This is a genomic window from Peristeroidobacter soli, from assembly GCF_004138485.1.
Classification (GTDB): domain Bacteria; phylum Pseudomonadota; class Gammaproteobacteria; order Steroidobacterales; family Steroidobacteraceae; genus Steroidobacter; species Steroidobacter soli.
The window spans coordinates 67,748-93,183 of record NZ_RYEV01000004.1; the positions used below are offsets into that span (position 1 = coordinate 67,748).

22 protein-coding genes and 2 tRNA genes are annotated in these 25,436 nt (G+C 61.7%); 16 read left to right on the forward strand and 8 right to left on the reverse strand.

Translation table 11 applies throughout. From position 1 onward, the window contains the following. Positions 1-1,926, reverse strand: coding sequence for a threonine--tRNA ligase (gene thrS, locus EKO19_RS16030; protein WP_129777482.1), 1,926 nt, complete (start codon positions 1,924-1,926; stop codon positions 1-3). Positions 1,927-2,712: 786 nt separating this feature from the next. Here thrS and EKO19_RS16040 point away from each other — a divergent pair. Continuing rightward, entirely contained in the window at positions 2,713-5,187 is a 2,475-nt protein-coding gene (locus EKO19_RS16040; protein WP_175597084.1) for a hypothetical protein, read from the forward strand. A 164-nt stretch (positions 5,188-5,351) separates the two neighbouring features. Then, a tRNA-Val gene (locus tag EKO19_RS16045) sits at positions 5,352-5,426 on the forward strand. 111 nt (positions 5,427-5,537) lie between these two features. Here the strand turns inward: EKO19_RS16045 and uvrB are convergent. Continuing rightward, positions 5,538-7,574, reverse strand: coding sequence for an excinuclease ABC subunit UvrB (uvrB, locus tag EKO19_RS16050; protein WP_129778488.1), 2,037 nt, complete (start codon positions 7,572-7,574; stop codon positions 5,538-5,540). A 185-nt stretch (positions 7,575-7,759) separates the two neighbouring features. Here uvrB and EKO19_RS16055 point away from each other — a divergent pair, with 185 nt between their 5' ends. From EKO19_RS16055 to EKO19_RS16070, 4 genes are all read left to right on the forward strand, one after another. Continuing rightward, on the forward strand, positions 7,760-8,956 hold the full coding sequence (locus tag EKO19_RS16055; RefSeq protein ID WP_129778489.1) for a pyridoxal phosphate-dependent aminotransferase: 1,197 nt from the start codon (positions 7,760-7,762) through the stop codon (positions 8,954-8,956). A gap of 401 nt (positions 8,957-9,357) precedes the next feature. Next, on the forward strand, positions 9,358-9,585 hold the full coding sequence (locus tag EKO19_RS16060) for a hypothetical protein (protein WP_129777485.1): 228 nt from the start codon (positions 9,358-9,360) through the stop codon (positions 9,583-9,585). Beyond that, positions 9,582-9,959 (forward strand): helix-turn-helix transcriptional regulator, encoded by a 378-nt coding sequence (locus EKO19_RS16065; RefSeq protein WP_129777486.1) that lies wholly within the window; start codon positions 9,582-9,584, stop codon positions 9,957-9,959. Before EKO19_RS16060 ends, EKO19_RS16065 begins: the two co-directional genes overlap by 4 nt. Further along, complete coding sequence (locus tag EKO19_RS16070) at positions 9,956-10,174, forward strand: hypothetical protein (RefSeq protein WP_129777487.1); 219 nt, start codon at positions 9,956-9,958, stop codon at positions 10,172-10,174. The genes EKO19_RS16065 and EKO19_RS16070 overlap by 4 nt, the downstream gene beginning before the upstream one ends. A gap of 83 nt (positions 10,175-10,257) precedes the next feature. On the opposite strand, the gene EKO19_RS39520 is transcribed toward EKO19_RS16070, so the two are convergent. Then, a complete protein-coding gene (locus EKO19_RS39520; protein ID WP_322095750.1) occupies positions 10,258-10,530 on the reverse strand; it encodes a helix-turn-helix transcriptional regulator in 273 nt (90 codons plus the stop codon). A 317-nt stretch (positions 10,531-10,847) separates the two neighbouring features. Here EKO19_RS39520 and EKO19_RS16080 point away from each other — a divergent pair, with 317 nt between their 5' ends. From EKO19_RS16080 to EKO19_RS39880, 6 genes are all read left to right on the forward strand, one after another. Then, positions 10,848-11,381, forward strand: coding sequence for a plasmid mobilization relaxosome protein MobC (locus EKO19_RS16080; RefSeq protein ID WP_129777488.1), 534 nt, complete (start codon positions 10,848-10,850; stop codon positions 11,379-11,381). Positions 11,382-11,763: 382 nt separating this feature from the next. Continuing rightward, the gene (locus tag EKO19_RS16085; protein ID WP_129777489.1) at positions 11,764-12,414 is read left to right on the forward strand and encodes a DUF4145 domain-containing protein; all 651 of its coding nucleotides are present in this window, start codon (positions 11,764-11,766) and stop codon (positions 12,412-12,414) included. Between the two features lie 87 nt (positions 12,415-12,501). Then, positions 12,502-13,272 (forward strand): hypothetical protein, encoded by a 771-nt coding sequence (locus EKO19_RS16090; RefSeq protein WP_129777490.1) that lies wholly within the window; start codon positions 12,502-12,504, stop codon positions 13,270-13,272. Between the two features lie 117 nt (positions 13,273-13,389). Next, positions 13,390-13,800: a DUF2513 domain-containing protein gene (locus EKO19_RS16095; RefSeq protein ID WP_129777491.1), complete on the forward strand. Its 411-nt coding sequence runs from the start codon at positions 13,390-13,392 to the stop codon at positions 13,798-13,800. A 73-nt stretch (positions 13,801-13,873) separates the two neighbouring features. Then, positions 13,874-14,467 carry a hypothetical protein gene (locus EKO19_RS16100; RefSeq protein ID WP_129777492.1) on the forward strand — a complete coding sequence of 198 codons (594 nt, stop codon included), beginning with the start codon at positions 13,874-13,876 and terminating at the stop codon, positions 14,465-14,467. Positions 14,468-14,570: 103 nt separating this feature from the next. Continuing rightward, complete coding sequence (locus EKO19_RS39880) at positions 14,571-14,921, forward strand: toxin-antitoxin system YwqK family antitoxin (RefSeq protein ID WP_129777493.1); 351 nt, start codon at positions 14,571-14,573, stop codon at positions 14,919-14,921. Between the two features lie 83 nt (positions 14,922-15,004). Here EKO19_RS39880 and EKO19_RS16110 read toward each other — a convergent pair whose 3' ends face one another. From EKO19_RS16110 to EKO19_RS16125, 4 genes are all read right to left on the reverse strand, one after another. Continuing rightward, complete coding sequence (locus tag EKO19_RS16110) at positions 15,005-16,213, reverse strand: tyrosine-type recombinase/integrase (RefSeq protein ID WP_129777494.1); 1,209 nt, start codon at positions 16,211-16,213, stop codon at positions 15,005-15,007. A gap of 164 nt (positions 16,214-16,377) precedes the next feature. Beyond that, positions 16,378-16,452: transfer RNA gene (locus EKO19_RS16115), tRNA-Asn, on the reverse strand. A 290-nt stretch (positions 16,453-16,742) separates the two neighbouring features. Continuing rightward, the gene (locus EKO19_RS16120; protein WP_129777495.1) at positions 16,743-17,099 is read right to left on the reverse strand and encodes a hypothetical protein; all 357 of its coding nucleotides are present in this window, start codon (positions 17,097-17,099) and stop codon (positions 16,743-16,745) included. After that, a complete protein-coding gene (locus EKO19_RS16125; protein ID WP_157995287.1) occupies positions 17,096-18,229 on the reverse strand; it encodes a PEP-CTERM sorting domain-containing protein in 1,134 nt (377 codons plus the stop codon). Before EKO19_RS16125 ends, EKO19_RS16120 begins: the two co-directional genes overlap by 4 nt. Positions 18,230-19,085: 856 nt before the next feature. Between EKO19_RS16125 and EKO19_RS16130 the strand changes: the two genes are divergently transcribed. The 4 genes from EKO19_RS16130 to EKO19_RS16145 all read left to right on the forward strand — a co-directional run bounded on the left by EKO19_RS16130 (position 19,086) and on the right by EKO19_RS16145 (position 24,976). Further along, positions 19,086-21,041, forward strand: a complete 1,956-nt coding sequence (locus EKO19_RS16130) for a hypothetical protein (RefSeq protein WP_129777497.1) — start codon at positions 19,086-19,088, stop codon at positions 21,039-21,041. A gap of 51 nt (positions 21,042-21,092) precedes the next feature. Next, positions 21,093-22,064 (forward strand): hydrogen peroxide-inducible genes activator, encoded by a 972-nt coding sequence (locus EKO19_RS16135; protein WP_129777498.1) that lies wholly within the window; start codon positions 21,093-21,095, stop codon positions 22,062-22,064. A 4-nt stretch (positions 22,065-22,068) separates the two neighbouring features. Further along, complete coding sequence (locus EKO19_RS16140; RefSeq protein WP_129777499.1) at positions 22,069-23,559, forward strand: tryptophan halogenase family protein; 1,491 nt, start codon at positions 22,069-22,071, stop codon at positions 23,557-23,559. Positions 23,560-23,689: 130 nt separating this feature from the next. After that, positions 23,690-24,976, forward strand: a complete 1,287-nt coding sequence (locus EKO19_RS16145) for a cation:proton antiporter (RefSeq protein ID WP_129777500.1) — start codon at positions 23,690-23,692, stop codon at positions 24,974-24,976. Here EKO19_RS16145 and EKO19_RS16150 read toward each other — a convergent pair. Beyond that, positions 24,947-25,435: a hypothetical protein gene (locus tag EKO19_RS16150; protein WP_129777501.1), complete on the reverse strand. Its 489-nt coding sequence runs from the start codon at positions 25,433-25,435 to the stop codon at positions 24,947-24,949. The genes EKO19_RS16145 and EKO19_RS16150 overlap by 30 nt on opposite strands. Position 25,436: the final 1 nt, after the last annotated feature.

Sequence of the window (25,436 nt, forward strand, 5' to 3'; positions counted from 1 at the left end):
TTATACCTCCAAACTAGTCTGGCCGCGGCTCGCGACCTCTTCGGCAAGCTTCGCGGCCAACACCTCGACGGGCATCGCCCCGAGATCTTTGCCACTGCGCGTGCGTACGGCCAGAGAATTCGAACCTGCTTCGCGATCGCCCGCTACCAATAGGTAAGGCACCCGCTGCAGGGTGTGTTCGCGAATCTTAAAGCCGACTTTTTCATTGCGCAAGTCCGAAGTCACGCGAAGCCCCTGATTTCTCAGGGTTTCAGTGACGCTTTGCACGTACTGCGCCTGGCCGTCCGTGATGTTCATCACTACGGCCTGCACCGGCGCGAGCCAGGTCGGCAACCTGCCCGCGAAATGCTCGATCAAAATGCCCGTGAAGCGCTCCAGCGAGCCGAACATCGCCCGGTGCAACATCACCGGGGTGTGCTTCTGACCGTCCTCGCCAATGTAGTGGGCGCCGAGCCGGCCAGGCATGTTCAAGTCGACCTGCAGGGTGCCGCACTGCCAGTCCCGCCCAATGGCGTCGCGAAGCACGAATTCAAGCTTCGGCCCGTAGAAGGCGCCCTCGCCGGGATTCAAGGTGTATTCGAGGCCGGCGGCGGTAACCGCTTGTTTGAGCGCGGCTTCCGACTGATCCCACACCTCATCCGAGCCCACGCGCTTGGGCGGGCGATCCGAGAACTTGATGCGCACGTCGGTGAAGCCGAAGTCGGCGTAAATGCCGAGAATCAGCTTGGTCAGATTCACGGCCTCATCGAACAGCTGATCCATCGCGACGAAGCTATGGCCGTCGTCCTGCGTGAAGGCGCGCACGCGCATCAGTCCGTGCAATGCGCCGGAAGGCTCATAACGGTGCACCTTGCCGAACTCGCAGAACCGCAGCGGCAGATCGCGATAGCTGCGCAGGCCCTGGTTGAAGATCTGCACGTGGCCCGGGCAGTTCATGGGCTTCAGGCAGAACTTCCGCTTCTCCACTTCGGTGAAGTACATGTTCTCGCCGAACGTTGCGAGATGCCCCGAGGCCTCCCACAGCTTCACGTCCATGACTTCCGGCCCACTCACTTCCTGCCAGCCAGCCCGACCCTGGTACTGGCGCATGTAGGCGATCAGATTCTGGAACAGCGTCCAGCCCTTCGGATGCCAGAACACGGCGCCAGGGGCTTCTTCTTGGAAGTGGAACAGATCCTGTTCCTTGCCGAGCTTGCGGTGATCGCGCTTCTCGGCCTCCTCTAACCGCGTGAGATACGCCTTCAGCGCCTTCTCATCGCCCCAGGCGGTGCCATAGATGCGCTGGAGCATTTCGTTGCGCGAATCGCCGCGCCAGTAGGCGCCCGCGACCTTCATCAACTTGAACGCCTTCAGCTTGCCGGTGCTCGGCACGTGCGGGCCGCGGCACAGGTCGACCCAGTCGCCCTGCCCGTACAGACTGATGTCTTCCTTCTCCGGAATGCTCGCGATGATCTCGGCCTTATAGATCTCGCCCTGATCCTGGAAGAACTTCACCGCATCGTTGCGACTCATCACACGGCGGCTGACTTTCTGATCGGCGTCCGAGAGCTCGTGCATGCGAGTCTCGATCGCGGTCAGATCCTCGGTCGTGAACGGGCGCTTGTAGGCGAAGTCATAAAAGAAGCCGTCCTCGATCACCGGGCCAATCGTGACCTGCGCTTCGGGAAACAGCTGCTTGACCGCCTGCGCGAGCAGGTGCGCGGTCGAATGACGAATGACGTCGATGCCTTCGGCATCGCGGCCCGTGACGATCGCGAGGTGCGCGTCCTTCTCGATGAGATGGGACGTGTCGACGAGACGGCCGTCGACCTTGCCCGCGAGCGCGGCTTTCGCGAGGCCTGCGCCGATATCGGCAGCGACTTTCTCGACCGAAACCGGTTCTGCGTAGGTGCGCTGACTGCCGTCGGGCAGGGTGATTACAGGCATGAGACGAAGGAATTCAAGCCGTTAGCGGCGACAAAAAGGACGCGCAGTATGCCCGGGTGCGTTATGGCAGGCAACCGGACCTGCGAGTGCCAGCCGTGCGGGTCACGGGCCCCGCGATTGTGCAGCCGATTCAGGGGGTTGGCCCAGTCACCGCGGGTCGATTCGCCAGGTCTCGACTTTCGCCGCTCACCGGCGCGAGGCCATGCCTCCCCGCCGCGCCCGAAGATCGCCGAAGCGTCGCGAAGAAGGCGTCCCCGCTCATTGAAGTCGCTCCGCGCATCGTTGTCGACGGGTCGCACCACCGCTTGCCCGATCCGACGAGCGTCGCTCGTTGACGAACCGCTCCGCGCGGCTGCCATGGCTCACCGCCCTCACCGACTCACAGCGGCCGCGGGCCGACCGAAGGCCGGCCTCCCGACGCGTCGCCTTTAAAAACACATTGAGATTTTTTCGAGGCGGCTGCACTTCAGCCAACTGTGGACCAAAACAGCGACGGCGTGACGCCCCATCGCTCGCGCAGACGTTCCGGGCCGTGATGTTTCACACCCTCGTGTTCGCACACGCGTCTGAAATTCAGCGATGACGCCTTGGGCATCCGTGCCGAGCGACGTTGCGGCTCACACGCAGCGGGCCACTGATCAGTGCTCTGCCGAGCCATCAAGCGCGACTGGCATACCGATCGGCGCACTTCTATGATGCTGCCGCGGGGAGGCTCATGAAAGAGATCACAGATCGACCAAAACTCAACTCATCGACCTGTATGGAGTAGTCATCAAGGAGGCCAGAATGACGATTTGGAGACGCGCACTCGTATGCGCCGCATTGATAGCTCAGGTCCCGCTCGCTTTTTCCCAACAACTTCCCATCCTGCCCGAGCCCAGTACCATCCCGGCGCTGGCGCGCACCGTGCCGATCGATCTGTCGCGTGAGCAGCCACTGAAGAGCACGAGCACGCCCGAAACCCTGGCGGCGGTGAATGCGAAATCTCTCGCTGCCGGCGAACCGCAGGCACTGCAGCTGATCGATCTGGATCCAAAACTGCTCCGCGCGCCCCTGGCCAACCGATCTCAGCCAGGACAGTTCTCGATCGGTGGCGAGTCGCGGCCAACGGCCGCCCTTCCATTCACCGTCACGCTCGAGGGGCGCACGCTCAAACTCGCGGTGATCGCTGAGACCTACAGTCCCAACACGATCGATCGCTACGTCACCGCGGCCGTGCTGAACGTACCCGGCGCCTATGCACGCTTCACGGTCGGCCTGGATCGCGTCGTGGGAACCCTCGTCACCCCGGAGGCGACCTATCGCTTGCTGCCGGCAGGCAGCGGACAAGTGTCGGTCCACAAAGTGGGCACCAAAGATGCGACCGGCACCGCCCGATACCGGCAGATCGAGCAGGCCGGCAGCCTGGATGCCGCGATGGAGCAACGGCACATTCAACTGGAGCGACTCGCGCAGATTCAGCCCACGCGGGCGTTTGCCAGTCAGTCGGGGCGCTACTTCAAAGCAGAAGGCGGCCAGCTCGGCACGCTGACGGGCGAGCCGTCAGCGCAGGCGGTGGCCTCGGTGCTGCGCGCGCTGGCCGATGTGAACTACGCGCCCGATCAGCTGCAGCTGCGAATTCGCGGCATCCACTCATCCTCGCGCGGCAGGCTCATCGATTTCCAGCAGACGATCCGGAACATTCCGGTGATGGGCTCCAACCAGCTGATGCTCGATGCCACCGGTAAAGTCATCGAGATCACGACCCAGTTTGTCGACCCGTCGCAGGCAAGCGATCTGCCCGTCATGTCAGAGGAGGACGCGCGCAAGGCCGCGATCCGCGAGGTGGAGAAAGAAACGAAGGGAGCGGTCTCCGAGTATGAGGTGCTCGGCCCGGTCACCTTGCAGTATGAGCGAGAGACCGATGCGAGTCTGGCTGCGTACTACACGCTCGCGCTGCGCCCCTTGCCTGCCGGCCGGGCGGTCAGCGTGCACGTCAACGCGCACTCGGGTCAGGCGACGGTGCTGATCAATCCGCAGGCGTTCGGTTGGCGCGTCTGCTCGCGCTATCAGGCCGATCCGGGCCCCGCGAATCCGACCACCTGCTCCGATAGCAATGCCTGGCTCATCTGGGACAATTCCTATGGCGCGGCGGCGGGCTGCGTGACCATCGTGCGCCCGAAGGATGGCGGCTATCCCGCCGGGTGCGGCAATGCCAACGCGCAAGGCGCGAACAATGCGATGAAGCACGCGGATATCGCGCTCAACAAGGTGCCGGCGCCCATCATCGGTGGAGGCGATCGGACCGTCGATGTGGTCTATCAAACCAACTCAGCGACCAGCGCCGCCGAGTACAACACCGCGACCGAGTCGATCGTTTCGAATACGACCAGCACCCTTCTTAGAAACGCGGAGGTCGTCTGGCACGAACTTGGGCATCATATCCTGGTGACTTCCGGCACAAATTTCAATTGGAAATCGACTTACAACCAGCCCGGCCGAGAGTTCGAGACGGCATTTGAGGAAGCCTTCGGTGATCTGATCTCTGTCGGCGTGGCGATGAACATCGATCCGACCACCGAAGTGTCCTACGGCACCGTGTGGACCTATGCGGACGGCACGACGACGCAGCGTCGACTGGATGATCCGGCGGTCACCTCGTTTTACTACATGAGTCAGGCGCCGGACCTTCACCAAGCCGGGCGCGCCATCAGCAAATACTTCTACCAGGTGTTTACTGCCGCGGGCCTGAATGCACAGCGGTTCCTCGAATTGTTACTTCAGGTCGGCCAGACGCTCCGGGATTTCGATGGCAGCGGAAAGATCGATCTGATCGACCTGCGGACAGCGCTGCAGCAGTCGGTGAGAGCGAACGAGACGGCGTTGCTCAACGCCGTGAACGCGCAGTTCGATGCCATGTACAACAACATCCCGCCCGGCCAGCAGCCGCCTCCGATCGGGGTGCCGGCACCGCCGGTGCCGGCCGCCGCTCCGTTTCCGATCGTCGCGGTGTTCACAGGCGCGTGCCCCGTGGTCAATGGCGCAAGAACCTCTGAGTGGCGCGTCGACTGGGGCGCCGTTCCGTACGCGGTGATTTACCGCGTCACTGCCATCGCCGGTGGCACGCTGTGGGACGTTGCCCAGACGCCGAGTCTGTGGACCTATGCGCAGACCAATCTCTCCAATGGAGAAGTGTACGTGCAAGGCTGCAATTCGATCGGTCAATGTGGCCCGCCCTCGATCCACGTCGCGGTCTATCACCAGCCGAGCTGCAATTTCTAAGGGCTTCGGGATCCGGGTCGGCGGGCCAATTCGCCCGTCGATCCGGCGCGAATCGTGCCCGGAATCGGCGATGACCAGAGCCGCGGTCGGAGAATCGAGGCGCTGCTGCTTGCCACCACCCCGACTCGCCGCTATTCTCTGCGCCCCTTTCGATCCGCCCGGATGCGCGCGTAGCTCAGCGGTAGAGCACTACCTTGACATGGTAGGGGTCACAGGTTCGATCCCTGTCGCGCGCACCACCCTCATCGCCTCGATTCAGTGACTTGCCCTCTATGGCGGATGGGTGCGCACGCAGTCATTGCGACGGCGTCGATCGCCTGCATCGCAAGCCGTGGTGAACGAGGTGCGGCCTACCCCGCCTTGCTCGTCGCGAGTCCCAGGCTCGCCTTGCGCAAGGTCGAGATCTGATCGCGAAGCTTCGCCGCCTCCTCGAATTCGAGGTTCCGGGCGTGCTTCAACATCTCGGCTTCGAGCTTCTTGATCCGGCGCATCACCTGATCGGGTGTGAGACTCGAATAGTCGGGCATCGCGTCCGCAATCTTGCGTGCCGGTCCCCGGCTTGCGTCTGAATGCGCGCCTTCCAGAATGTCGGCGACCGCCTTCTTGATCCCGCGCGGCGTGATGCCATTCGCTTCATTGAACGCGAGCTGCTTGGCGCGACGACGGGAGGTTTCCTCGAGCGCCTTCTGCATGGAGCCCGTGACCCGGTCCGCGTATAGGATCGCCTTGCCGTTCAGGTGGCGCGCCGCGCGGCCGATCGTCTGGATCAGGGAGTTCTCCGACCGCAGGAAACCTTCCTTGTCCGCATCGAGAATCGCAACGAGCGACACCTCCGGCATGTCGAGCCCCTCGCGCAGCAGGTTGATGCCCACAATCACATCGAACTTGCCCAGGCGCAGATCGCGAATGATCTCCATGCGCTCGACGGTGTCGATGTCCGAGTGCAGATAGCGCACCTTCACGCCGTGCTCATCGAGATACTCGGTGAGATCCTCCGCCATGCGCTTGGTGAGCGTCGTGATCAGCACGCGCTCATCCTTCTCCACCCGCAGCTTGATCTCGGAGAGCACATCGTCGACCTGAGTGCGCACCGGACGCACTTCGACTTCCGGATCGACGAGACCGGTCGGGCGCACCAACTGCTCGACGATTTCTCCGCCGGAATGCTCGAGCTCATACCGCCCGGGCGTCGCCGAGACGAAGATGGCCTGGGGCGCGAGGCGCTCCCACTCCTCGAAGCGCAGCGGCCGGTTGTCGAGCGCCGAGGGCAGGCGGAAACCGTATTCCACCAGGGTTTCCTTACGCGACCGATCGCCCTTGAACATCGCGCCCAGCTGCGGAATGGTTTGGTGACTCTCGTCGATGACGAGCAGCGCATCCTGCGGCAGATAGTCGAACAAACACGGCGGCGGCTCGCCCGGCTCGCGCCCCGACAAGAAGCGCGAATAGTTTTCGATGCCGTTGCAGTAGCCGAGCTCGCGGATCATCTCGATGTCGAAGCGCGTGCGCTGCTCCAGCCGCTGCGCTTCGAGCAGCTTGCCCGCGTTCTTGAGCTCGATCAGCCGGTCGTGCAATTCATCGCGAATGTGATCGACCGCGAGCACCAGCCGGTCGCGCGGCGTCACATAGTGCGTGCCCGGGAACACGGTGTAGCGAGGGATCTTGCGCTGGATCTCGCCGGTCAGCGGATCGAACAGCATCAGCGAGTCGATCTCATCGTCGAACAGCTCGACCCGCAACGCCTCGCGCTCGGATTCGGCCGGGAAGATATCGATCACATCGCCACGCACGCGATACGTGCCCTGCGTGAGATCGAGCTCGTTGCGCTTGTATTGCATGTCGGTCAGGCGACGCAGGATCGCGCGCTGATCGATGTGCTCGCCGCGTGAGAGATGCAGCACCATCGACAGATACGTCTCGGGCGCACCCAGGCCATAGATCGCAGAGACCGTCGCGACGATGATGGCATCGCGCCGCTCGAGGATCGCCTTGGTCGCCGACAACCGCATCTGCTCGATGTGCTCGTTGATCGAGGAGTCCTTCTCGATGTATGTGTCCGAGGACGGCACATATGCCTCGGGCTGGTAGTAGTCGTAATACGAGACGAAATATTCCACCGCGTTGTCCGGGAAGAATTCCTTGAACTCACCGTACAGCTGCGCGGCCAGCGTCTTGTTATGCGCAAGCACCAGCGTCGGACGCTGGATCTGCTGGATGACGTTCGCGACGGTGAAGGTCTTGCCCGAGCCCGTCACGCCGAGCAGCGTCTGGTGCGCGAGCCCCGCCTCGATACCCTCGATCAACTTGGCGATGGCCGTGGGCTGATCGCCGGAGGGCTTGAAATCCGCCTTGAGCGCGAACGGAGTCTGGGCCGGTTTATCGGTCATGGTTTGCAGCGAGCGAGGTGCGACGGGCATGGAGGCTCACGAGGGTTGGGGCTCGAACGGCCCGTTTCCACTCCAGGGCGGGGCCTTTCGTATAGAGCCGGGCGGCGAATCGCTCTACAATCGCACGAAAACGTCCCGACCTTTGTCAGGGATTTTCCATGATTTTCAAGTCACTCGGTGTCGCCGTGAGTCTACCAGTTTCGAAGCGCGTCCAGCGTGTGAAGCCCTCCCCGACCGTCGCCCTGACCGGGCGCGTCGCGCAGCTGAAGGCGGAAGGCAAGGACATCATCAGCCTGGGCGTCGGTGAGCCGGATTTCGACACGCCGCTGCACATCGCGGACTCGGGCGTCGAGGCCATCCGCAAGGGTTTCACGCGCTACACGCCCGTCGAAGGCGTCGCTGAGCTGAAAGACGCGATCATCGCGAAGTTCAAGCGCGAGAACGCGCTCGACTACAAGCGCAATCAGATCCTGGTCTCGACCGGCGCGAAACAGACCATCTTCAATCTGATCCTCGCGGTCGTCGATCCGGGCGATGAAGTCGTCGTGCCCGCCCCCTACTGGGTGTCGTATCCGGACATGGTGCTGCTCGCCGATGGCATTCCCGTGATGCCCTACGCGGGCCCCGAGCAGGGCTACAAGCTCACGCCGGCGCAGTTGGAAGCCGCGATCACGCCGAAGACGCGCCTCTTCATTCTGAACAGCCCGAGCAACCCGACCGGCGCCGCCTACTCCGCCGCCGAGCTGCGGGCGCTGGGCGATGTGCTCGTCAAACATCCGCAGGTCGTCATCTGCACCGATGACATGTACGAGCACATCTACTGGGCTAAAGAGCCGTTCGTGAGCCTCGCGCAGGTGTGTCCCGAGCTGTATGACCGCATCGTGACGACCAACGGCGTATCGAAGGCGTACGCGATGACGGGCTGGCGCATCGGCTACTGCGGCGGTCCGATCGAGATCGTCACCGCGATGTCCACGATTCAGAGCCAGAGCACCTCGAACCCCTCCTCGATCGCGCAGAAGGCGGCGATCACCGCGCTCAATGGCGATCAGGACTGCGTGCGCGAGATGAACAAGTCGTTCAAGGCGCGCCACGATTTCGTGGTCGCGGGGTTGAACAAGCTCCCCGGGGTCACCTGCCTGGAAGGCGCCGGCACGTTCTACGCGTTCGCGCATGTCGAGAAGGCGATGAAGATCGTCGGCGTGAAGGATGACAACGCCTTCGCCGAGCACCTGCTCATTCACGGCGGCGTCGCCGTCGTGCCGGGCAGCGGCTTCGGCGCGCCCAATCACATGCGCCTGTCCTTCGCGACCAGCATGAAGAATCTGGAAGAGTCGCTGAAGCGCATGGAAAAGACGCTCCGGGCCGCGCAAGCGGCCTGACCTGGAGCGGGCTCTAGCCGCAAGGGGAGCCGTATGCGCCCTATTGGCCAGTCCACTGACGATGGTGGGACGCCTGCTCGCTTAAGCACTCTGTAGCAGAGTATTGCGGCGATTGGTGACCTCCTTGGATCAGGAGGTGGCTCCCGGGCCGGACGCTAAACGACGCGTAACCTATTGACCGGAGAGGACTGAGCTGGGTGATCTGATTTCGTGTACCCCCAGCAATACCCCCGCATCTTACCAGTGGTCGCAAGAGCGCCGCCAGCCGTGGGTGCAACCACGACTGGCGGCTAACCAAAAACCTGCACAAACGAGGTGCAAGTCATGGCTGCTGGAGATTCTATCCCGTTGCCGCTGGCTGCCTATGCGCCGTCCATCCTCGGACGGCGGGGCGGTCTGGCATGAGCGAGCAAGAGGAATCGGTTCGGGAACGCCTAAACGGTCAGCTTCGGCGTCTGCAGAGGGCTGCCGCCGTCCTGGCGTGTATTCAATACGTGGCGGAATACGAGGAGGACTTTAAGTTTAGCTTGGCCGACGCGGTCAGCGTCGCGGTGGAGATGATCGAGGACGTGGCGGATGCGGTGAGCTTCATCGCGTCCGAGGTCGGCGACATGGAGGTGCGGCCATGATCAAGCAGGAAAGTCGCGCCTACTTCAAGGCACTCGGGGCGCACGTCACGGCGCTCCGCAAGTCGCGAGGCATGACGCAAGCGGAGCTGGCACGCGCTATCGGCGTATCCCAGCAGGCGGTGTTCGCGTACGAACTCGGCGAGCGTCGTATCTCGGTCCTCGTGCTTGCCAAGCTCGCGAGAGTATTCGCGATCTCGGTCGAGAGCATGGTCGGTCTGTCGAAGCCGCTGCACATCAGGAAGGGGCGTCTGTCTCCGCGTTGTGTGAGACACGCGGAGCGGTTGCAGGCACTGTCGAAGACTCAACAGCGCTTCGTCATCCGGATCATCGACGTACTCGAAGATGGCAACTGCCGTCAGGGATGGGCGCGATGACGCACAGGCCGATCACGGATGAGCTGGCCTGCCTGAAGCAAGCGATCGATCTCCTCAAGATCGCCGAAGACCTGGCGCAGCCCGAGAACATCGAGCACTACCCAGGCGCCATCGCGTCGGTCATCAGGTCGGCTCGGACGCTGGTGGAGGAGGTTATCGGAGCGCTTACCGCGTACTTCGTTGCGCAAGGGGGTGCGACTGACCGGACGGATTGAAGATCATCAGGGAGGCGGCGGCTCCGGCGTGAGCGTCGGAGCCCTCCCAGCCGCGCCACTACGGCGGGTGCCCCAGCCCCAATTCAACGAGAGGAGATTGGGCTCTTTCGGTGTTCCGTGCGGCTCGAAGCAATCCTGCCCGCGACCCAATCGGCCACTTCTCCCTCGACCCAGCCGACCGCCCGAGATCCGATCTTCACGCGCTGAGGAAATCTATCCTCTGCCTCCAATTTATAGATCATGGATCGGCACAGCCCGGTAGCGTGGCAGACATCACGAAGCCGTAGCAGCCGCTGCGGTTGCGTACCTGAGCCCAATGCAGTCGCCGGAGTTGTCTCGTGCCGCATGGACGCCATTGCAGTCTCCGCGTTTAGCGATGAACTGGTGATGATCTTAGGCGTACCACGGGCATCCACCAACGGGCCTTCTTGTCCTCTTTCGTCAAAAACAGATTGCAGGCTTGCTCGTGCGCGCACGATGCAACAGCCTGCGACAGAACGCGACAGGTGTCGCTGATGTCAGGTGGCTGCCGAAACTCCACAAACCGATCGGGCCTGAGTCGCACAAACATGTTTCGCGGGGAAGCATACAAACATGCGAGCGGTGCGTTTTTGAACAAAGGCGAGAGATTGGCAGGATAGCCTTTCGGCTGCTCGTGTCACACGATACGTCCATGAAAGCGGACGCATTCATTCAATGTCGAGTGACACCGGAGATGAAAGCCCTGGTCCGGCGGATCGCGCAACGAGAGCAGATCACTGAGTCTGCTCTCGTGAAGCAGCTCTTGGACGTCGTGCTGCGCAGTTCAGTGGTAGAGCAGCTTCCACCTGTTGAGGAGAGGATACAGCGGCATGCGCGCCTATCCGTGAGACTAGAACCGGGAGATCGCCTTCTACTGCGTGAGCGCGCCACCGCGCGTGGCCTTCCAAGTGCGACCTATGCTTCTGTGGTGATTCGGAGCCATCTGCGAGGGGTTGCCCCGCTCTTGAAGCAGGAGCGAGTACTGCTCAATCAGGCAATCGGGGAACTCAGCGCCACCGGTCGTAACCTCAATCAAATCGCCCGGGGTATAAATCAGGGTATCCACGTTGCCGGCCCGACTCTTGACGACTTGCGGGCATTGTTGCGTGCCTGCGAGGGGCTGCGGAATCACGTGAGCCGATTGTTAGATGCCAATCTCCGGAGTTGGGATATTGGTCATGATTAAACATTCGGCGCCGCGCCTGATCGGGAGGCTATGCCCACTAGCCTTGAGTTCAGCACGATAGTCTGCCCGCTCCATGGCGACGTCATTGGATCTCGGGCCTGGCACGGCCACGGCGTTATGTCGCGAGTGTCTATGCGCAGCGTCTGAGGATGGCTGCTTCCGTCTGAATCCGTGGTTGCTTAGGGCGCGTGAGCTGTTACCGCAGTATTACGCTGCGGAAGTCTTGACGATTCTGTCGGGCTTACGGGAAGCTCCTATCCTGCCGACCTTCACTAGCTACTAGATCGTGTTCTGCGCAACAACACTCACAAATAAGGGCGCCGCAGGTCGTCGTGAATTGCGCGACTTCGGTCGTCTATGTCCGGTTAGCCAGGAAAGAACCATGTTGAACGAGACATTTGCTCGGCGATTTGGGGAGCTCGAGAAAAGCTATAGCTCCATCCCATATGTTTCGAGCCAGCACTCTGGGCGCTACGTCCCGAACGGACAGTGGCATCGGTGGGCTACAAGTGTTCAAAATCTTGTTTTGGCGGTGTTCGGTGAGGCCTCGCCTCACTACAAGAACTTTGTAACGGTGTACGAGAAGTGCTCAGGCAGCGACTACGAAGTCGAAACACTTCGGGCGGTCTTCCTAAGTGCCAAAGAGGATTTTGAGGGAGGTTATGTCTTCGATGTCGATTTAAGGGTTTCTGGCGAGGTTTTCGGAGACTTTGTCGCGCTTGCTCGGCAATCGTTGGCTGAAGGACATAAGGATGTCGCGGCTGTGTTAGCTTGCGCTGCCCTAGAAGACGCGCTAAAGCGATACGCCACCGCGGAGGGGATAGCTGCAAATGACAAATCAATGCAGGACGTGGTCAACGCGCTCAAGTCCAAGGGTCTTGTGGCAGGAGCGCAGAAATCCCTGTTGGATACCATGCCGCGAATACGGAACTTCGCCTTGCACGCTGATTGGAGCAAGATTTCAGAACCTGATGTAAGCAGTGTCATTGGCTTCGTCGAGCAGTTTTTGCTTGCGAAGTTCAGTCACGGCTAACAATCGCGTGCAGTTCAGCTACATTAGAACATCGAGTCTTGACGGACGATATTTCACTCACGCATCGCATCTAGGATTTATATGTCTGTGTCGGCACTGAAAGTAGACGTATCAATTGCGCAGCCGTTTGTGGTAGCTGGTACGCCATTTACTTTGACGACGACGTTTGAAAACAACCATGAAGGTAATATAGAGGTACTTCAGCTGTCGTATCACGTGCCATTTCAGGTGCAATGGGTTGGCGAGCAGGCATATAGAAATCGCTTTGAAGAGACGAGATCAAATTTCCTAAAACGCGCTTTCCTTTCGCATCGCGCGTGGAGGGCTGGTGTCAGTGCTCCCGGGGCTGGTATGGTTTGGGGTGACGGCAAAACTGACTACAACACGGCCGTTTTCACGTTAGTTCCTGGTGAGTCTGGAACTTACTCATTCTCTGCAGTAGTGCGCCGCTGGCTATTCGCTGCGGGTGGTGACTTGGTTTTCCCCGGCCAAGTGAAATACAGATACAACGGAGAGATTCATCATCACACCTTTCAGGTGAGATTTACTCTTCGGCCTCCACTCCTGGCGAACTGCATTGGCGCAATTGTCGGCTCTGTTGTCGGACCAGTAGCGAGTGGTTTGCGTGACCAGGGTCCAACATTCTTTTCGTCCGTGGGGGTCGCGTTTATCGCAGGGGTCACACTCACGGCGATCCTCTCGGTAGTGGCCGTTATTTACTCCTCGCGCAAAACCGGTGAGGCGCAACCGATCATTACCGTTGAAGACTTCTGGGGCGGTCTTCTGGTTGGATTCTTGGTCGGCTTTCTTGGCAGCGACTTCTTTGGCAAGCTCGTCCCAATCGGCGCAGTTGGCTAGGGCGACGGCACATTCAAGCATGGCGGCAGACCCGAATAATGCGCTGATCCGACCTATGCAGCGACGCGCCTATGCTCGCGGCAGAGCGGCGCAGTTAATGCTTTTTAGAGATTCAGCATGAGAATTGATCAGGACTATTTGCGCACACTGCTCGGTGTCTTCCTCGATTCGCCGCGGTCGTTTGTGGAATTGGGCGATTTTCAGAAGGAAAGTATTGCCATCGACGACAAGTTCCTGTTTCACATGCAACTGCTCGAAGACCAATCGTTCGTGGAGCGCCTCAACAAGGACAAGAATATCGGTTACGTGATCGCAATCAGCGGAAACTTTGAATGGATCAGCCGGCCGCTGCGCCTCTCGGCTGCTGGACATGAGTTTGCGGACGCACTGAACCGAAAGGAGATCGCGCAGATTCTGAAGTCCGGTTTCAGGGACGCCTCCATGTCCACTCTAAAGTTGGCGGCAACGGAGCTTCTTACCGCGTTCGTCAAGACGCAGGCTGAGAAGCATTTGGGATTGAAAGCATAACAAATGCGGTGCACGCGTGCGTAAGACGCGTCCCGGGGTTAACGGCGACGGTGGGCCGAGGAGGATCTATCCGGTGTGGAATGATGTAGCTCTGCTTCGCGTCCTTGGTTTCTGGTTGCAATGGACAGCCATCGGACTTGTATTCATCGGTGGTCTTGTTCAGGTCGCAACATTTCTTGTTGATCGTCATGAAAAGGAGCTGTCTGATCAGCAGGCATTAGAGCTTGCGAAGCCAGGGGCGCAAATTGTCGGCTCCGGAACGGCACTCATTGAACTGATCGTTAACTCATCCGATGTGGTCAATGCGCACTATATGGATAGCGGCGCTTACGTGGCATTAGCGAAAGGCACCGACGCACTGATGGTTTTTAGATCACTGGATTCATTCGCCGCACAAGCTGGAAACAATCAAGTTCATTGGCGAGCCTCTTTGTCTCTCGATCCAACAGACCCATCAGTGGGGCGCCCTCTTGGCTCGCTAACGAGTGTGGAGTACGTTCAGCTGGGCTTCGGCCAGCTCAAAAGTGGTGCGCAAGTCGCTTCTGGAAAAATCATTGTCACGATTAACGGAGTTCACGGGTTTACGTTTCCAATCGGAGCACAGATCGTTGATCAAGACCGTCTCTTTGTTCGGACGATGGAAGGTTGGCGCGCTTGGTTGCGATAAGGCGGCCCAACAAGCCTATGCAGGCGACGTGCGAAACGCGCGCGCATGATGGCGGACGTGTTGGGCTTGAGAAAAATGTGAGTTGGACCGTCGATTGAATAGTATGGACTACGAAAGAAATCACTTTTCGTCGGGCGCTCTTGAGTTCGAATGCCCTCTGGTCCGTGGCGTGAGGCACGGACTAGCCCGAAGGTGGTATGAGAACGGCGCTCTTTTTTCTGAAGGAGATTATGTGCACGGAAAGCTAAGCGGCCAACTCCGAGAGTGGAGCCCAGACGGAGTCCTGACGCTGTGTGCGCATTTTCGCAACGCCGAACACGATGGCTCATATGAGTCTTGGTGGGATAGCGGTGTCCCAAAAGAGCGAGGGCACTTCATCCATGGAAAACGTGCGCCGGGCTATACATGGTTTTCCGAGGATGGCGGCGTGTGGAGCCGCATAGAATCCATATGATCGCGTAGACGCAACAAATGCGCTGGTCCCGACTCGCAAAGGCAAAGAGCGAGACGATGCGGCTCACGTGAGAGGCCGGTGGCTCAATCCGCCGTCCGGCGAAAAGGTATGATCTCTGCGCCGGCGCGCAGCGTGTCGAGGTAGTCCGCCCACGCCTGCATCATCTTTCGTCGTTCGGTCAGGCGAGTTGCGCGGTTGTACGCTGCGCGAACTTTGTTGCGCTCGGCATGCGCCAGCTGAAGCTCGATCAGATCAGGATGCCAGCCTTGTTCGTTCAAGCATGTCGAGGCCATCGAACGGAACCCATGCGACACCATTTCGTCGCCCGTATAGCCCAGCCGACGCAATGACGCGTTCAAGGTATTGTTGCTGATCGGCCGATCGCCGCCCCGAAGCGACGGGAAAACGTAGCGACCTGAGCCAGTCAGCGGGTGCAAGTCACGGAGAAGGGCGACGGCCTGGCGAGAGAGCGGGACGATGTGCGGCTCGCGCATCTTCATGCGACTCCCTGGAATCCGCCACTCGGCAGCATCCAGGTCGAACTCCGACCACTCGGCAGCACGCAGTTCGCCTGGCCGGACGAACACGAGTGGCAGCAGCTTCAATGCGAATTCCGTCGCTGGCTGACCTTGGTAGCCGTCAATGGCGCGCAGTAGCTGGCCAATCTTCACGGGTTCGGTGATGGCGGCGTGGTTGCGAACGACGACCGGAGCGAGCGCGCCGCGCAGGTCGCCGGTCGGATCACGCTCCGCGCGCCCGGTCGCGATGGCGTAGCGGAAGACTTCTCCGCATTCTGCGCGCACTCGATGCGCCGTCTCATGATTCCCGCGCTCCTCAATCCGGCGCAGGGCCGCGAGCAACTGCGGCGCCGCAATCGAAGTGATTGGCAGCTTGCCAATGAAAGGGAAGGCGAACGCCTCGAAACGGCCGAGCTTCTTGGCGAATGTGCGTGCGCTGAGGCTCTTTGACTTCAGCTCCAAGTATTCGCGCGCAATCGCCTCGAACGTGTCGGACGTAGCAGCGCGCTCGGCTTTGCGCTTGGCGCTCGGATCAACGCGGGCGGCGATCAGTCGTCGCGCTTCGTCGCGACGCTCCCGCGCGCTCCTAAGCGGCACATCGGGGTACTGACCGAAGCTAAGGAGCTTTTCGCGCCCCTCGACGCGGTACTTCATCCGCCACAGGCGCGCGCCGTTGGGCTGCACCAGCAGATACAGCCCGCCACCGTCGAAGAGCTTCACCGCTTTTTCGGGCGGTTTAAGGCTACGAATCGCCGAATCGGTCAGCGGTGGCATTTGGGGGTACCACTCCGAGCGCTGTGAGGGATACCCCCAGCTGTACCCCCAAATATGGTACGCTGTCAACGGATCGCTGAAGATACGGGTGGATCTGGAAACGCTGGATTTGTAGACTTTTGCAGCGTTTGGTGACCTTCCTTGGACCTCCTAAGACTAGGAGGTGGCTCCCCGGGCCGGACTCGAACCAGCGACCAACGGATTAACAGTCCGTCGCTCTACCACTGAGCTACCGGGGAACAGGTGGGTCAAATCGAAGGCGCGGGATTTTGCGTAATGCGCCGCGGGTGTGTCAAGGAATCGAAGCGACTTCCGTCGCAACTTTTTGAGTTGACTTTCTTTTCGGTCATCGAACGCCGCATTGCGGCAGGGCAATCCCGGGAGTCGTCATCGGCTGACAGACGCTTACCAGACCGCCGCACGCGCAATCTTGCGTCACCTTGGATCGGCATCTAACGAGGCTTGCGCGGTCGCTATCGCGCCGGCACCTCACCCAATGCGCGATGGACCAGCGGCTCGTCGGGCATGCTCATACGAGCTCGCCCACAACCACGCCGAGCTGCCAAGTCACTTGCATTCCGATGAATGCCAGCAGTGCCAGAACTATCGCCACCGTGGCCTTCTGCCACGGCAGCGCGCGGAAGAAGTAATACGGCACACCTACGGGAGCAAGCAGCCCCACCAGAACGGTCGCCCCCGGCGGACTGTTGATGTTCCGTTCCGCCACATCCGACTTGCACCACGTAAATAGAAGCACGGCGAGCGGGAGCCAAAAGATCGTCGCGATATCCTGGGGCCGCGCACCCATCGACGCCTCGGCCTCTACGATTCCTCCTGCCAGGTGCAGCCCGAACATCGCGCAAACGATTCTCCTGCTCTTCTTCATGCTCGGGCCCGGACCTTGGCGAGGCCCGCTCGACGGCGCGTCACCCACCCCATGCTGATCAGCCCCACGGCGAGTAAAGCCAGCGTGCCGGGCTCCGGCACATTGTGAATGGTGAGAGTCCCATGCCAGTTGCTGCCGAAGGTCAACTGATTGTTGAACCAGTTTCCATCCTGCAGGTAACCCGTGAGCCAGCCATTGCTGTAGACGAGATCGCGGCCGTAGATGTTGAAATTGACCCATTCGTCGATGAAGAAGCCGTTGCCGGCATTCCCATAACCGAACTGACCGCCCGAGATATCGAGCGTCGAGAACGCCGTCGAACTGTAGTAGCTGTGAGAATCAGAAAATGCGAGCAACCAATCGCCACCGTACGCGTCGAACGCGCCGCCGGTGATATTTAGCGAACTGACCGAGGCCTGGCTCGGCGTGATGAAGATGCCGCCGACCACTTGGCCACCCCGGAAGCTCCCGACGACATTGCTGGTGCGGATGCCGCCGTCGATATAGCCATCGGACATGGTCATATCGAGCCAGCTCGGAAGGCCGTGAACACCGCCGAGAATGGCGCCGCCGCTCATCGTGATCCGATGAAAATCCGCGCCTCCAAGAGCGACGGCGCCGACAATCGTACCGCCGCGCAGATCCAGATTCAGGGTAGTGAACCCCTGACCGCGAACATCACCTAGGATCAACGCTTGATCCTGAACTCGCATGAAGCCGCCGAGGGTCACGTTGCCGTTCACCACCGCGTGATCTTGTACAAACAACCGCGCCGAACTACTCAACTCAGGGTTGTACCCCGGCGACGCAGAATAAATATTCCCTGTGACGGATGCCTGGTCGCGAAGCGTGACCACCGCCCCGGTGCTGGTCAGGTCGATCGCGTTTGGGTTCGTGCCGGCGATGATCCGACCGTTCCCTGCCACCTCAAGGCTGCCACGCCGCACCTTGACGGCGCCCGGATAGACCGTTGGATTGCTGGCGTTCCCGCGTATCACACCATTATTGCCAACCACGACGTGGGCGTCGGCATTGTCCGTGAGCACGTCGTCGTCGACGGTCGTATTGATGAAATACGTACCGGCCGTGTCATACAGAATGGTGGCGTCGGCGTTGATGACAAAGCCCATCGCGACCAGGCAACTGACCGCCGTCAGACAGGTTCGATTCCGTTCCATATCTCCCCCTGAGTTTTTATTAGCTTGCCCGTGAAGCCACGGCGCACACCCCAAGGAGGATTATAACGAACGCGCGCTCCAAGAGATCTTTCGATGGATTTATTTGTTTTATATGTAAGTTACATCGACAACCATCGATGCCGATCGCTTCTCGTGATGCATCTCAACCTCGGCGTTGCCACTCCGACAGACACTGCGCGCACCGGACAAACATAAGGGAACCTGTCGTCGGATTCCCAGACCTCAGGTGGAATCGGATTCGAGGCGGACAACTGAAATCGCGTGGCACAGTCGCCGCAAAGCAGGTGCCCGACCAGCACCGTGCCATCGCCAATCATGTCAACCTTAAGTGTATCGAAACAAATGAGGGCAGCACCCGCGCTCGATGCGAGACGGACGTGATCGCAGCACGACACACCCGGATGCGTCCCATGTTTTTCACACGCCGCTGCGCCCACGCCCTACCTCACGAAAAATATAAAAATCCAAGGTCGCATTCAGGAAACACGAGCCACGGGTCCGTCAGTGAATGACATCCGGGAGCGACGGAGGATTCCTCGTCAGAAGCACACAATATCGCCCCAACGGCGACTAGCAACGCGGGCTGTGCCTGGCCGCATTCCGTGGTCCTCCGCGGCTGGCGGCATCCTTGCGGGCGCTGGTAAGATGCGCGGGTATCGCTGGAAGCACTTCAAATCACAGCACCCAGCACAGTCCCCTCTGGTCAATAGGTTACGCGTTGTTTAGCGTCCGCCCCGGCTCCTCTGATACCGACACGGCATCCGCACCGAACGCACCCCGCGATCGCATGACCAGGACCGATCCGGCGCTGTACCTGCCCCTGAGCGAATCTGCGCTGAATCGGGTCTTGAACGAAGCGCACAGCCTCGCGACCTCTCTCGCAGACTTACGAGCGCCACAGCTCGCGGCGCTGATGCTCCTGCAATCTCTGCCCACGATCGCACGACACGGCCCGGTGTTCGCCGAGCGCGTGCTCATGGAAGCCATCAAGGCTGCCCAGGCGAAAGTCGAGCGCGACGGTTCGGCCGCCCTGATCGATGAGGCGGTCGAATCGCTCGATCGGGCGAAGCTTCGGGCCGGTCACAGTCTGCTGCCCGATCTGGGCCTGTCGTTACTGGACGATGACCAGGCAGACAAGCGCGAGTACCTGACGAGCGAGGGTCAGTGGGACAGCGGCGGTCGCGATCGCTACAACGCGCGCGATCACGAGCTTCGAGAACAGATCCTGCTGCCCTCGGGCACAACGGCCTTCCTGACCCGCGAGCAGACCCGCATCTATCGGGAGATTCGCGCGCAGAGTGACGACCACCTGCACGTGCAGGGCTATGCCGGGACGGGCAAGTCGTATCTGATCAAGTCGCTGCTGGGCACGCTGCGCCACGCGCGAGTGCTGGTGCTGGCGGAACGACAAACGCAACTGAAGGCCTTGCTCGCAGGCATGAGCGAGCTGCCTCAAGTGTATCCGCGACGCTTCGATGCCCTCGCACGCGAGATGATTCCGGCGGATCTGACCGATCCCATCAACGCGCGGCTGAGTCTGCCCTACTCAGCATCCGCGCCGATCCCCGATGAGCTCGTCATCCGTCACTTGGGCATTCACGCAAGCGACACGCTACGGGCGCGCGATCTCGTCGTGATCGTACGCAGCACGGTCGCAAGCTTCTGCTACAGCGGCGATGCGGAGCTCGATGAAAGTCACATTCCGGCGCGTCATCTCTCGACGCTCGATGCGGCCACCAGACGCCTCGTCCTTCATCACGCGAGCGAGCTGTGGCATGCGATCCTGCTGCCGCCCTCGCGCGACTTTCAGCCACCGGTGCGCGGCGAGCATCGAATCAAATGGGCGGCGCTCAAGGGCTGGAAGATTCCGGCGCGCTACACGCACGTGCTCATCGATGAATGTCACGACCTGAGGAAACCGATGCTGCAGATTCTCGATGGCAGCCCGCAGGCGGTGATCAGCCTCGGCGATGAATATCAGAATCTGCAGGGCCGTCCGCAGCAGCGCACGAATGTCGTACGCCAACGCGCGGTCACCGCCTCCGTGCGCTCGGGACAGTTGCTCGAAGGAATCGTCAATCCGATCATCTCCGCGCATCCCGGCGACACGAAGGAGCCGTTCCTCGGCAACCCGCTGCATCGAACCGAGATCATCTATTACGACCGCCCTCGCATCCCCGACCAGCCGGCCGCCATTCTGGTGAACGACACCTGGGGCCTGTTCGAGTGGGCGCAGCGCCTCGCCGCCGAGGGATTGGATTTCGAGCTACTCAGCAGCCGGCAACAGCTCACCATGTTCGTAAGCGACTGCATCGAGCTGCGCCGGAATGGCAGCCGCCCCCGCCACGGCGAGATCTTCCGCTTCGGATCGTGGGAGGCGCTCGCCGAGAGCAAACAACACAACCCCGGCTTTCAGCGCATCGATCGGATGCTGCAGAAGGGCTACGGCACCGAAGACTGGACCCGCACCGTCGATCGCTTCACCTCGCCCGGCAAGTTCGCGCTGGGGTTGATCGGCGACGTACGCAACCGGGAATTCTCAGGCGTCATGCTCGTGCCGGAGCTGGTCGAGGGCGTCTGGGACCTACGCAGGTCCGACTACGCCGCCGCGAGCGCCGCGCTCTATGTGGCAGTCACCCGCGCTCAGCACCGGCTGATCGTGCCGGAGCGATTGCGACACTGGCTGGAAGAAATATCCGCGCGAGGTCGTTCGTCGCGACCTCAGCTGCTGCTGGGACGCTGACCCGGCGAGCTATCGCCAATGAGCAAACGGGCGCCTACACTCCTGTAAACCATGACGCTCACCGAACTGCGTTACATCGTCGCCCTGGGTCAGGAGCAGCACTTCGGCCGCGCGGCCGAGCGCTGCAACGTGAGTCAGCCGACCCTGAGCATCGCCGTGAAGAAGCTCGAGGACGAGCTCGGCGTGAGTCTGTTCGAGCGTGCCAAGCAGGGCGTGCTGGTCACCCCGCTCGGCGCACGCATCATCGCGATGGCGAGCGCGGTGCTCGAGCGAACCGCCGAGATCAAAGACGTCGCGGCCGGCGACGCCAATCAATTACAGGGAGCGCTTGCGCTCGGCACGTTGCCGACGGTCGGTCCCTATCTGTTGCCGCAGTTCATTCCGCTGCTGCGGGAGATGGCGAGCGGCATGCCGCTGTTCGTCGAAGAGGCGGCGGCCCAGACCCTGGCGGCAAAGCTGCGCAACGGCGATCTCGATGTCCTGTTGATCACCGGCCCGTTCAGCGAGCCGGACATCGTCACCCAGCCGCTGTTCGATGAGCCGCTCACGGTGCTGCTGCCGGCCCGGCATCGCCTGGCGAGCAAAGCGAACATCGACATCGCGGATCTCGACCCCGCCGAAGTGCTGCTGCTCGATGAGGGCCACAGCTTCCGCGAGCAGGTTCTTGCCGCGTTTCCGCAGCTTCGGCCCGCGGACGCCGAGCCCAACCTGCGCGGCGCCATGCGAGGCAGCACCTTCGAAACCCTGCGTCACATGGTGGCCTCGGGCCTCGGGGTGACGATCCTGCCGCAGGCCGCCGCGCATGCCCCGCTCTACTCGCCCGATATATTGGTGATGAAGCCTTTGACAGAGCCCGCCCCCAAACGCACCCTGGTGCTCGCCTGGCGGGTGAGCTATCCCCGGCACAAGGCCATCGACGTGCTCCGAAGGGCAATTCAAGCCAGCAGCGCCGCGTATTGGAATTACAATACGCAGCGTGAGCCGGCGGCGCCCGGCGTGATGATTGAGAACCGGGACTGGTAGACGGATGCAACCGTTGTCCAAAATCGTGGTGGTGGGAGGCGGCACGTCGGGGTGGCTCGCCGCGGCCATGCTTCGTCATCACGTGAAGCGCGAGCGGTGTGAGATCGAGCTGGTCGAGTCCGAGGACATCGGCACGATCGGCGTCGGCGAATCCACCGTGCCGCCGTTCGTCGGTCTGATTCAGCGCCTCGGCATCGATGAGAAGGACTTCATCCGCGCCACGAACGCAACCTACAAGCTCGGCATCCAGTTCGTGGGCTGGCAGCAGCGCACCGACACCTATTTCCATCCCTTCGGCGTCATCGGCAAGCCGATCGGCACGCAGGAGTTCTATCAGTGCTGGCTCAAGGCCCGGGCCATGGGCGAGCGTTCCTCACTGCAGGATTTCTCTCCATGCAACGTCATGGCGGAAAACGGTCGTTTCTTTCCACCCGCGAGCGCACGTAACACGCCGATCGGTGGCGCCAACTACGCCCTGCACGTCGATGCGAACGCGGTCGCGCAGTACCTGCGGCGCTTCAGCGAAGCTCGCGGCGTCAAACGCACCGAGGGTCTGGTCACCGACGTGCATCGACGTGACGATGGCTTCATCGATCACCTCACACTCGCCGACGGCACCACCGTTCGCGGCGATTTCTTCCTCGACTGCTCCGGCGCCCGTGCCCTGCTGATCGGCAAGGCGCTCGGCGTGGAGGCCCTCGACTGGTCGAGCTATCTGCCATGCGATCGCGCCATTGCCGTGCGCACCGAGAACAGCGGACCGCTCGTTCCCTACACCCGCGCGACCGCGCAGAAGTCCGGGTGGATGTGGCGCATTCCACTGCAGTCACGCATCGGCCAGGGCTACGTGTATTCGAGCCGGTTCTGCAGCGACGCCGAGGCGAGATCGACCCTGTTGCGGAACCTGGACAGTGCCTGTCTCGATGAGCCGCGCGTCATTCCCTTCACGAGCGGGCATCGGCGCGAGCTGTGGAAACACAACTGCCTGTCGATCGGTCTCGCGAGCGGTTTCATCGAGCCGCTGGAGGCGACCGCCATTCACATGATGGCGCGTGGCATCGATTTCTTCCTGCGCTACTTCCCGAGCCGCGACTGCGATCCGGCGCTCGCCCGCGAATACAACCGTCGCATGACGACCGATTACGAAGAAGTGCGCGACTTCATCGTGCTCCATTACAGCGCGACGAACCGTGACGATTCCCCCTTCTGGCAGGCCTGCCAGCGACTGCCCCTGCCCGACTCGCTGCGCGAGCGCATCGAGCTCTTCAGGAGTCAGGGCGCGATGCGTGATGGCGTGGATGAGCTGTTCCGCGCCTCGAGCTGGCAGTCCGTGTTCGAAGGCATGGGCATCCGGCCGCGCGGCTATTCCTCGCGCGTCGACAATCTCGACTACGCGCACATCGAGGCGACGCTGCGCACGGCCAGGGCGGCGATCGCCGGCATGGTCGAGCATCTGCCGACGCACGAGCAGTTTCTCGGCGGCCAGCTCGCCTGACCCGCGCTGCCAATAGCGAGAATCAATCGATCCGCGGTTGAGCGCCGCCGCCCCGCGCTTCTATAAACTCGCATCGCCCACGGGCGCCCGCCACCGGCCGGCCCCTTCCCAAGAACGATGACGGGGTCTCATGTCGGTCGCCAAGCTGTCGATTGCCTTCTTTCTGCAGATGTTCATCATCCTGGCGACCTGTCGCCTGGTCGGGTGGCTCGGCCAGCGCTATCTGAAACAACCGCAGGTGGTCGGCGAGATGATCGCCGGCGTCGTGCTCGGCCCCTCGCTGTTCGGCCTGTTCCTGCCCGACCTGCAGAAGGCGCTGTTCCCGGTCGAGACCAAGGGCGTGCTGTATGTCGGCGCGCAGTTCGGCGTCGGGCTCTATATGTTTCTGGTCGGCCTCGGCTTCCGAAGCGATCACTTCCGACACAATCTTCGCAAAGCCGCGGCGGTCTCGATCTCCGGCATGGCGGCGCCATTTCTGATCGCCGTCCTCGGCACGCCCTGGCTCATGACGGTGCCGGGCCTGTTCTCCGAGAGCGCCACGCGCTTCGATGCAACCCTGTTCATGGGCGCGGCGATCGCGATCACCGCGTTTCCGATGCTCGCCCGCATCATTCACGAGCGCGGCCTGAGCCACACCTCGCTCGGCACGCTGTCGCTCTCTGCGGGCGCGATCGATGACGCCGCGGCGTGGTGCGTGCTCGCGGTGGTGCTCGCAAGCTTCGGCGCGGGCGCCGGGGTCGCCGTCACCGCCATCGCCGGTGGCATCGTGTTCGCAACGTTCATGCTGGTGGTCATGCCGAAGCTGCTCGCCCCGCTCGGGCGCATGGCGGAGCGCGAGCAGGCGCTCAATCAACCGATGAGCCCGACGCTGCTCTCCTTCGTGCTGATGCTCTTCATGCTCTCCGCCTACGTCGCCGACGCCATCGGCCTGCACGCGGTGTTCGGTGGCTTCCTGCTCGGCACCGTCATGCCGCGCGGTGCGCTCGCCGACAATCTTCGCAAGCTGCTCGAGCCCTTCACCGTGGTGCTGCTGCTGCCGATGTTCTTCACCTACTCCGGTCTGAACACGCAGCTCTCGATGGTGAACAACGTCGCACTGCTGCTGATCGCGGCCGTGATCCTGGTTGCATCGATCCTCGCGAAGTTCGGCGCGTGCTGGGCGGCGGCGCGCCTCAGCGGTCAGGACAACAGAACCGCGCTCGGCATCGGTGCGCTGATGAATGCGCGTGGATTGATGGAGCTGATCATCATCAACATCGGCCTGCAAGCCGGCGTCATCGGACCGGCGCTGTTCTCCATCCTGGTGCTGATGGCCATCGTCACGACACTGATGGCCTCGCCGCTCTTCGAGTACGTCTACGGGCGCGAGGCACGCGCACGTGGCGAGCTAGGCTCGCTGCAGAACCCGGCACACTGAGGAGGCCGGCCAGCTGCGAGCACGCAGACCCGCAGCGGTCTGCGCAAGCTCGATGGGCGATGGCACGGCGCTGCCTGCCGCGTACACGATGGTGCGACGTGCACGCAGGGCGCCATCGAAGATCGTGACGAAGTGCTCGCGGGCACCGACGCGCCAATCGGCGGGCAGCAGGTCATCCACCTCGCTCGCCGGCATCAGGCGCCCGCCGACCTGCCCGATCCAGCCGCGACGATCGTGTCCACCCACGCCGATCACGGCCAGATCCAGGCGCTCCAACTCCTCGCTCAAACACGACAGCCAGCGATCCGCCTCGAAGCCGTGGGCCGCGAAGTCCTCTGGATGCGAGAACAGCAGCGACCAGCGGCCGGCGAGCGCGCGGCGCAGACGCTCGGCGGGTGAAAAGGCGATCGCCTGGATGACCTCCGCGCTGAAGTCACGGTTGACTGACAGTTGCAGCATC

Bases quoted from the DNA above. Each gene is read 5' to 3' on its own strand.
- uvrB (WP_129778488.1), bottom strand. From the start codon at position 7,574: ATGACCGATAAACCGGCCCAGACTCCGTTCGCGCTCAAGGCGGATTTC.
- EKO19_RS16130 (WP_129777497.1), top strand. From the start codon at position 19,086: ATGACCAGGACCGATCCGGCGCTGTACCTGCCCCTGAGCGAATCTGCG.
- EKO19_RS16135 (WP_129777498.1), top strand. From the start codon at position 21,093: ATGACGCTCACCGAACTGCGTTACATCGTCGCCCTGGGTCAGGAGCAG.
- EKO19_RS16060 (WP_129777485.1), top strand. From the start codon at position 9,358: ATGAGCGAGCAAGAGGAATCGGTTCGGGAACGCCTAAACGGTCAGCTT.
- EKO19_RS39880 (WP_129777493.1), top strand. From the start codon at position 14,571: ATGGACTACGAAAGAAATCACTTTTCGTCGGGCGCTCTTGAGTTCGAA.
- EKO19_RS16085 (WP_129777489.1), top strand. From the start codon at position 11,764: ATGTTGAACGAGACATTTGCTCGGCGATTTGGGGAGCTCGAGAAAAGC.
- EKO19_RS16110 (WP_129777494.1), bottom strand. From the start codon at position 16,213: ATGCCACCGCTGACCGATTCGGCGATTCGTAGCCTTAAACCGCCCGAA.
- EKO19_RS16145 (WP_129777500.1), top strand. From the start codon at position 23,690: ATGTCGGTCGCCAAGCTGTCGATTGCCTTCTTTCTGCAGATGTTCATC.
- EKO19_RS16080 (WP_129777488.1), top strand. From the start codon at position 10,848: ATGAAAGCGGACGCATTCATTCAATGTCGAGTGACACCGGAGATGAAA.
- EKO19_RS16070 (WP_129777487.1), top strand. From the start codon at position 9,956: ATGACGCACAGGCCGATCACGGATGAGCTGGCCTGCCTGAAGCAAGCG.
- EKO19_RS16065 (WP_129777486.1), top strand. From the start codon at position 9,582: ATGATCAAGCAGGAAAGTCGCGCCTACTTCAAGGCACTCGGGGCGCAC.
- EKO19_RS39520 (WP_322095750.1), bottom strand. From the start codon at position 10,530: ATGGCGTCCATGCGGCACGAGACAACTCCGGCGACTGCATTGGGCTCA.
- EKO19_RS16140 (WP_129777499.1), top strand. From the start codon at position 22,069: ATGCAACCGTTGTCCAAAATCGTGGTGGTGGGAGGCGGCACGTCGGGG.
- EKO19_RS16125 (WP_157995287.1), bottom strand. From the start codon at position 18,229: ATGGGCTTTGTCATCAACGCCGACGCCACCATTCTGTATGACACGGCC.
- EKO19_RS16095 (WP_129777491.1), top strand. From the start codon at position 13,390: ATGAGAATTGATCAGGACTATTTGCGCACACTGCTCGGTGTCTTCCTC.
- EKO19_RS16040 (WP_175597084.1), top strand. From the start codon at position 2,713: ATGACGATTTGGAGACGCGCACTCGTATGCGCCGCATTGATAGCTCAG.
- thrS (WP_129777482.1), bottom strand. From the start codon at position 1,926: ATGCCTGTAATCACCCTGCCCGACGGCAGTCAGCGCACCTACGCAGAA.
- EKO19_RS16150 (WP_129777501.1), bottom strand. From the start codon at position 25,435: ATGCTGCAACTGTCAGTCAACCGTGACTTCAGCGCGGAGGTCATCCAG.
- EKO19_RS16120 (WP_129777495.1), bottom strand. From the start codon at position 17,099: ATGAAGAAGAGCAGGAGAATCGTTTGCGCGATGTTCGGGCTGCACCTG.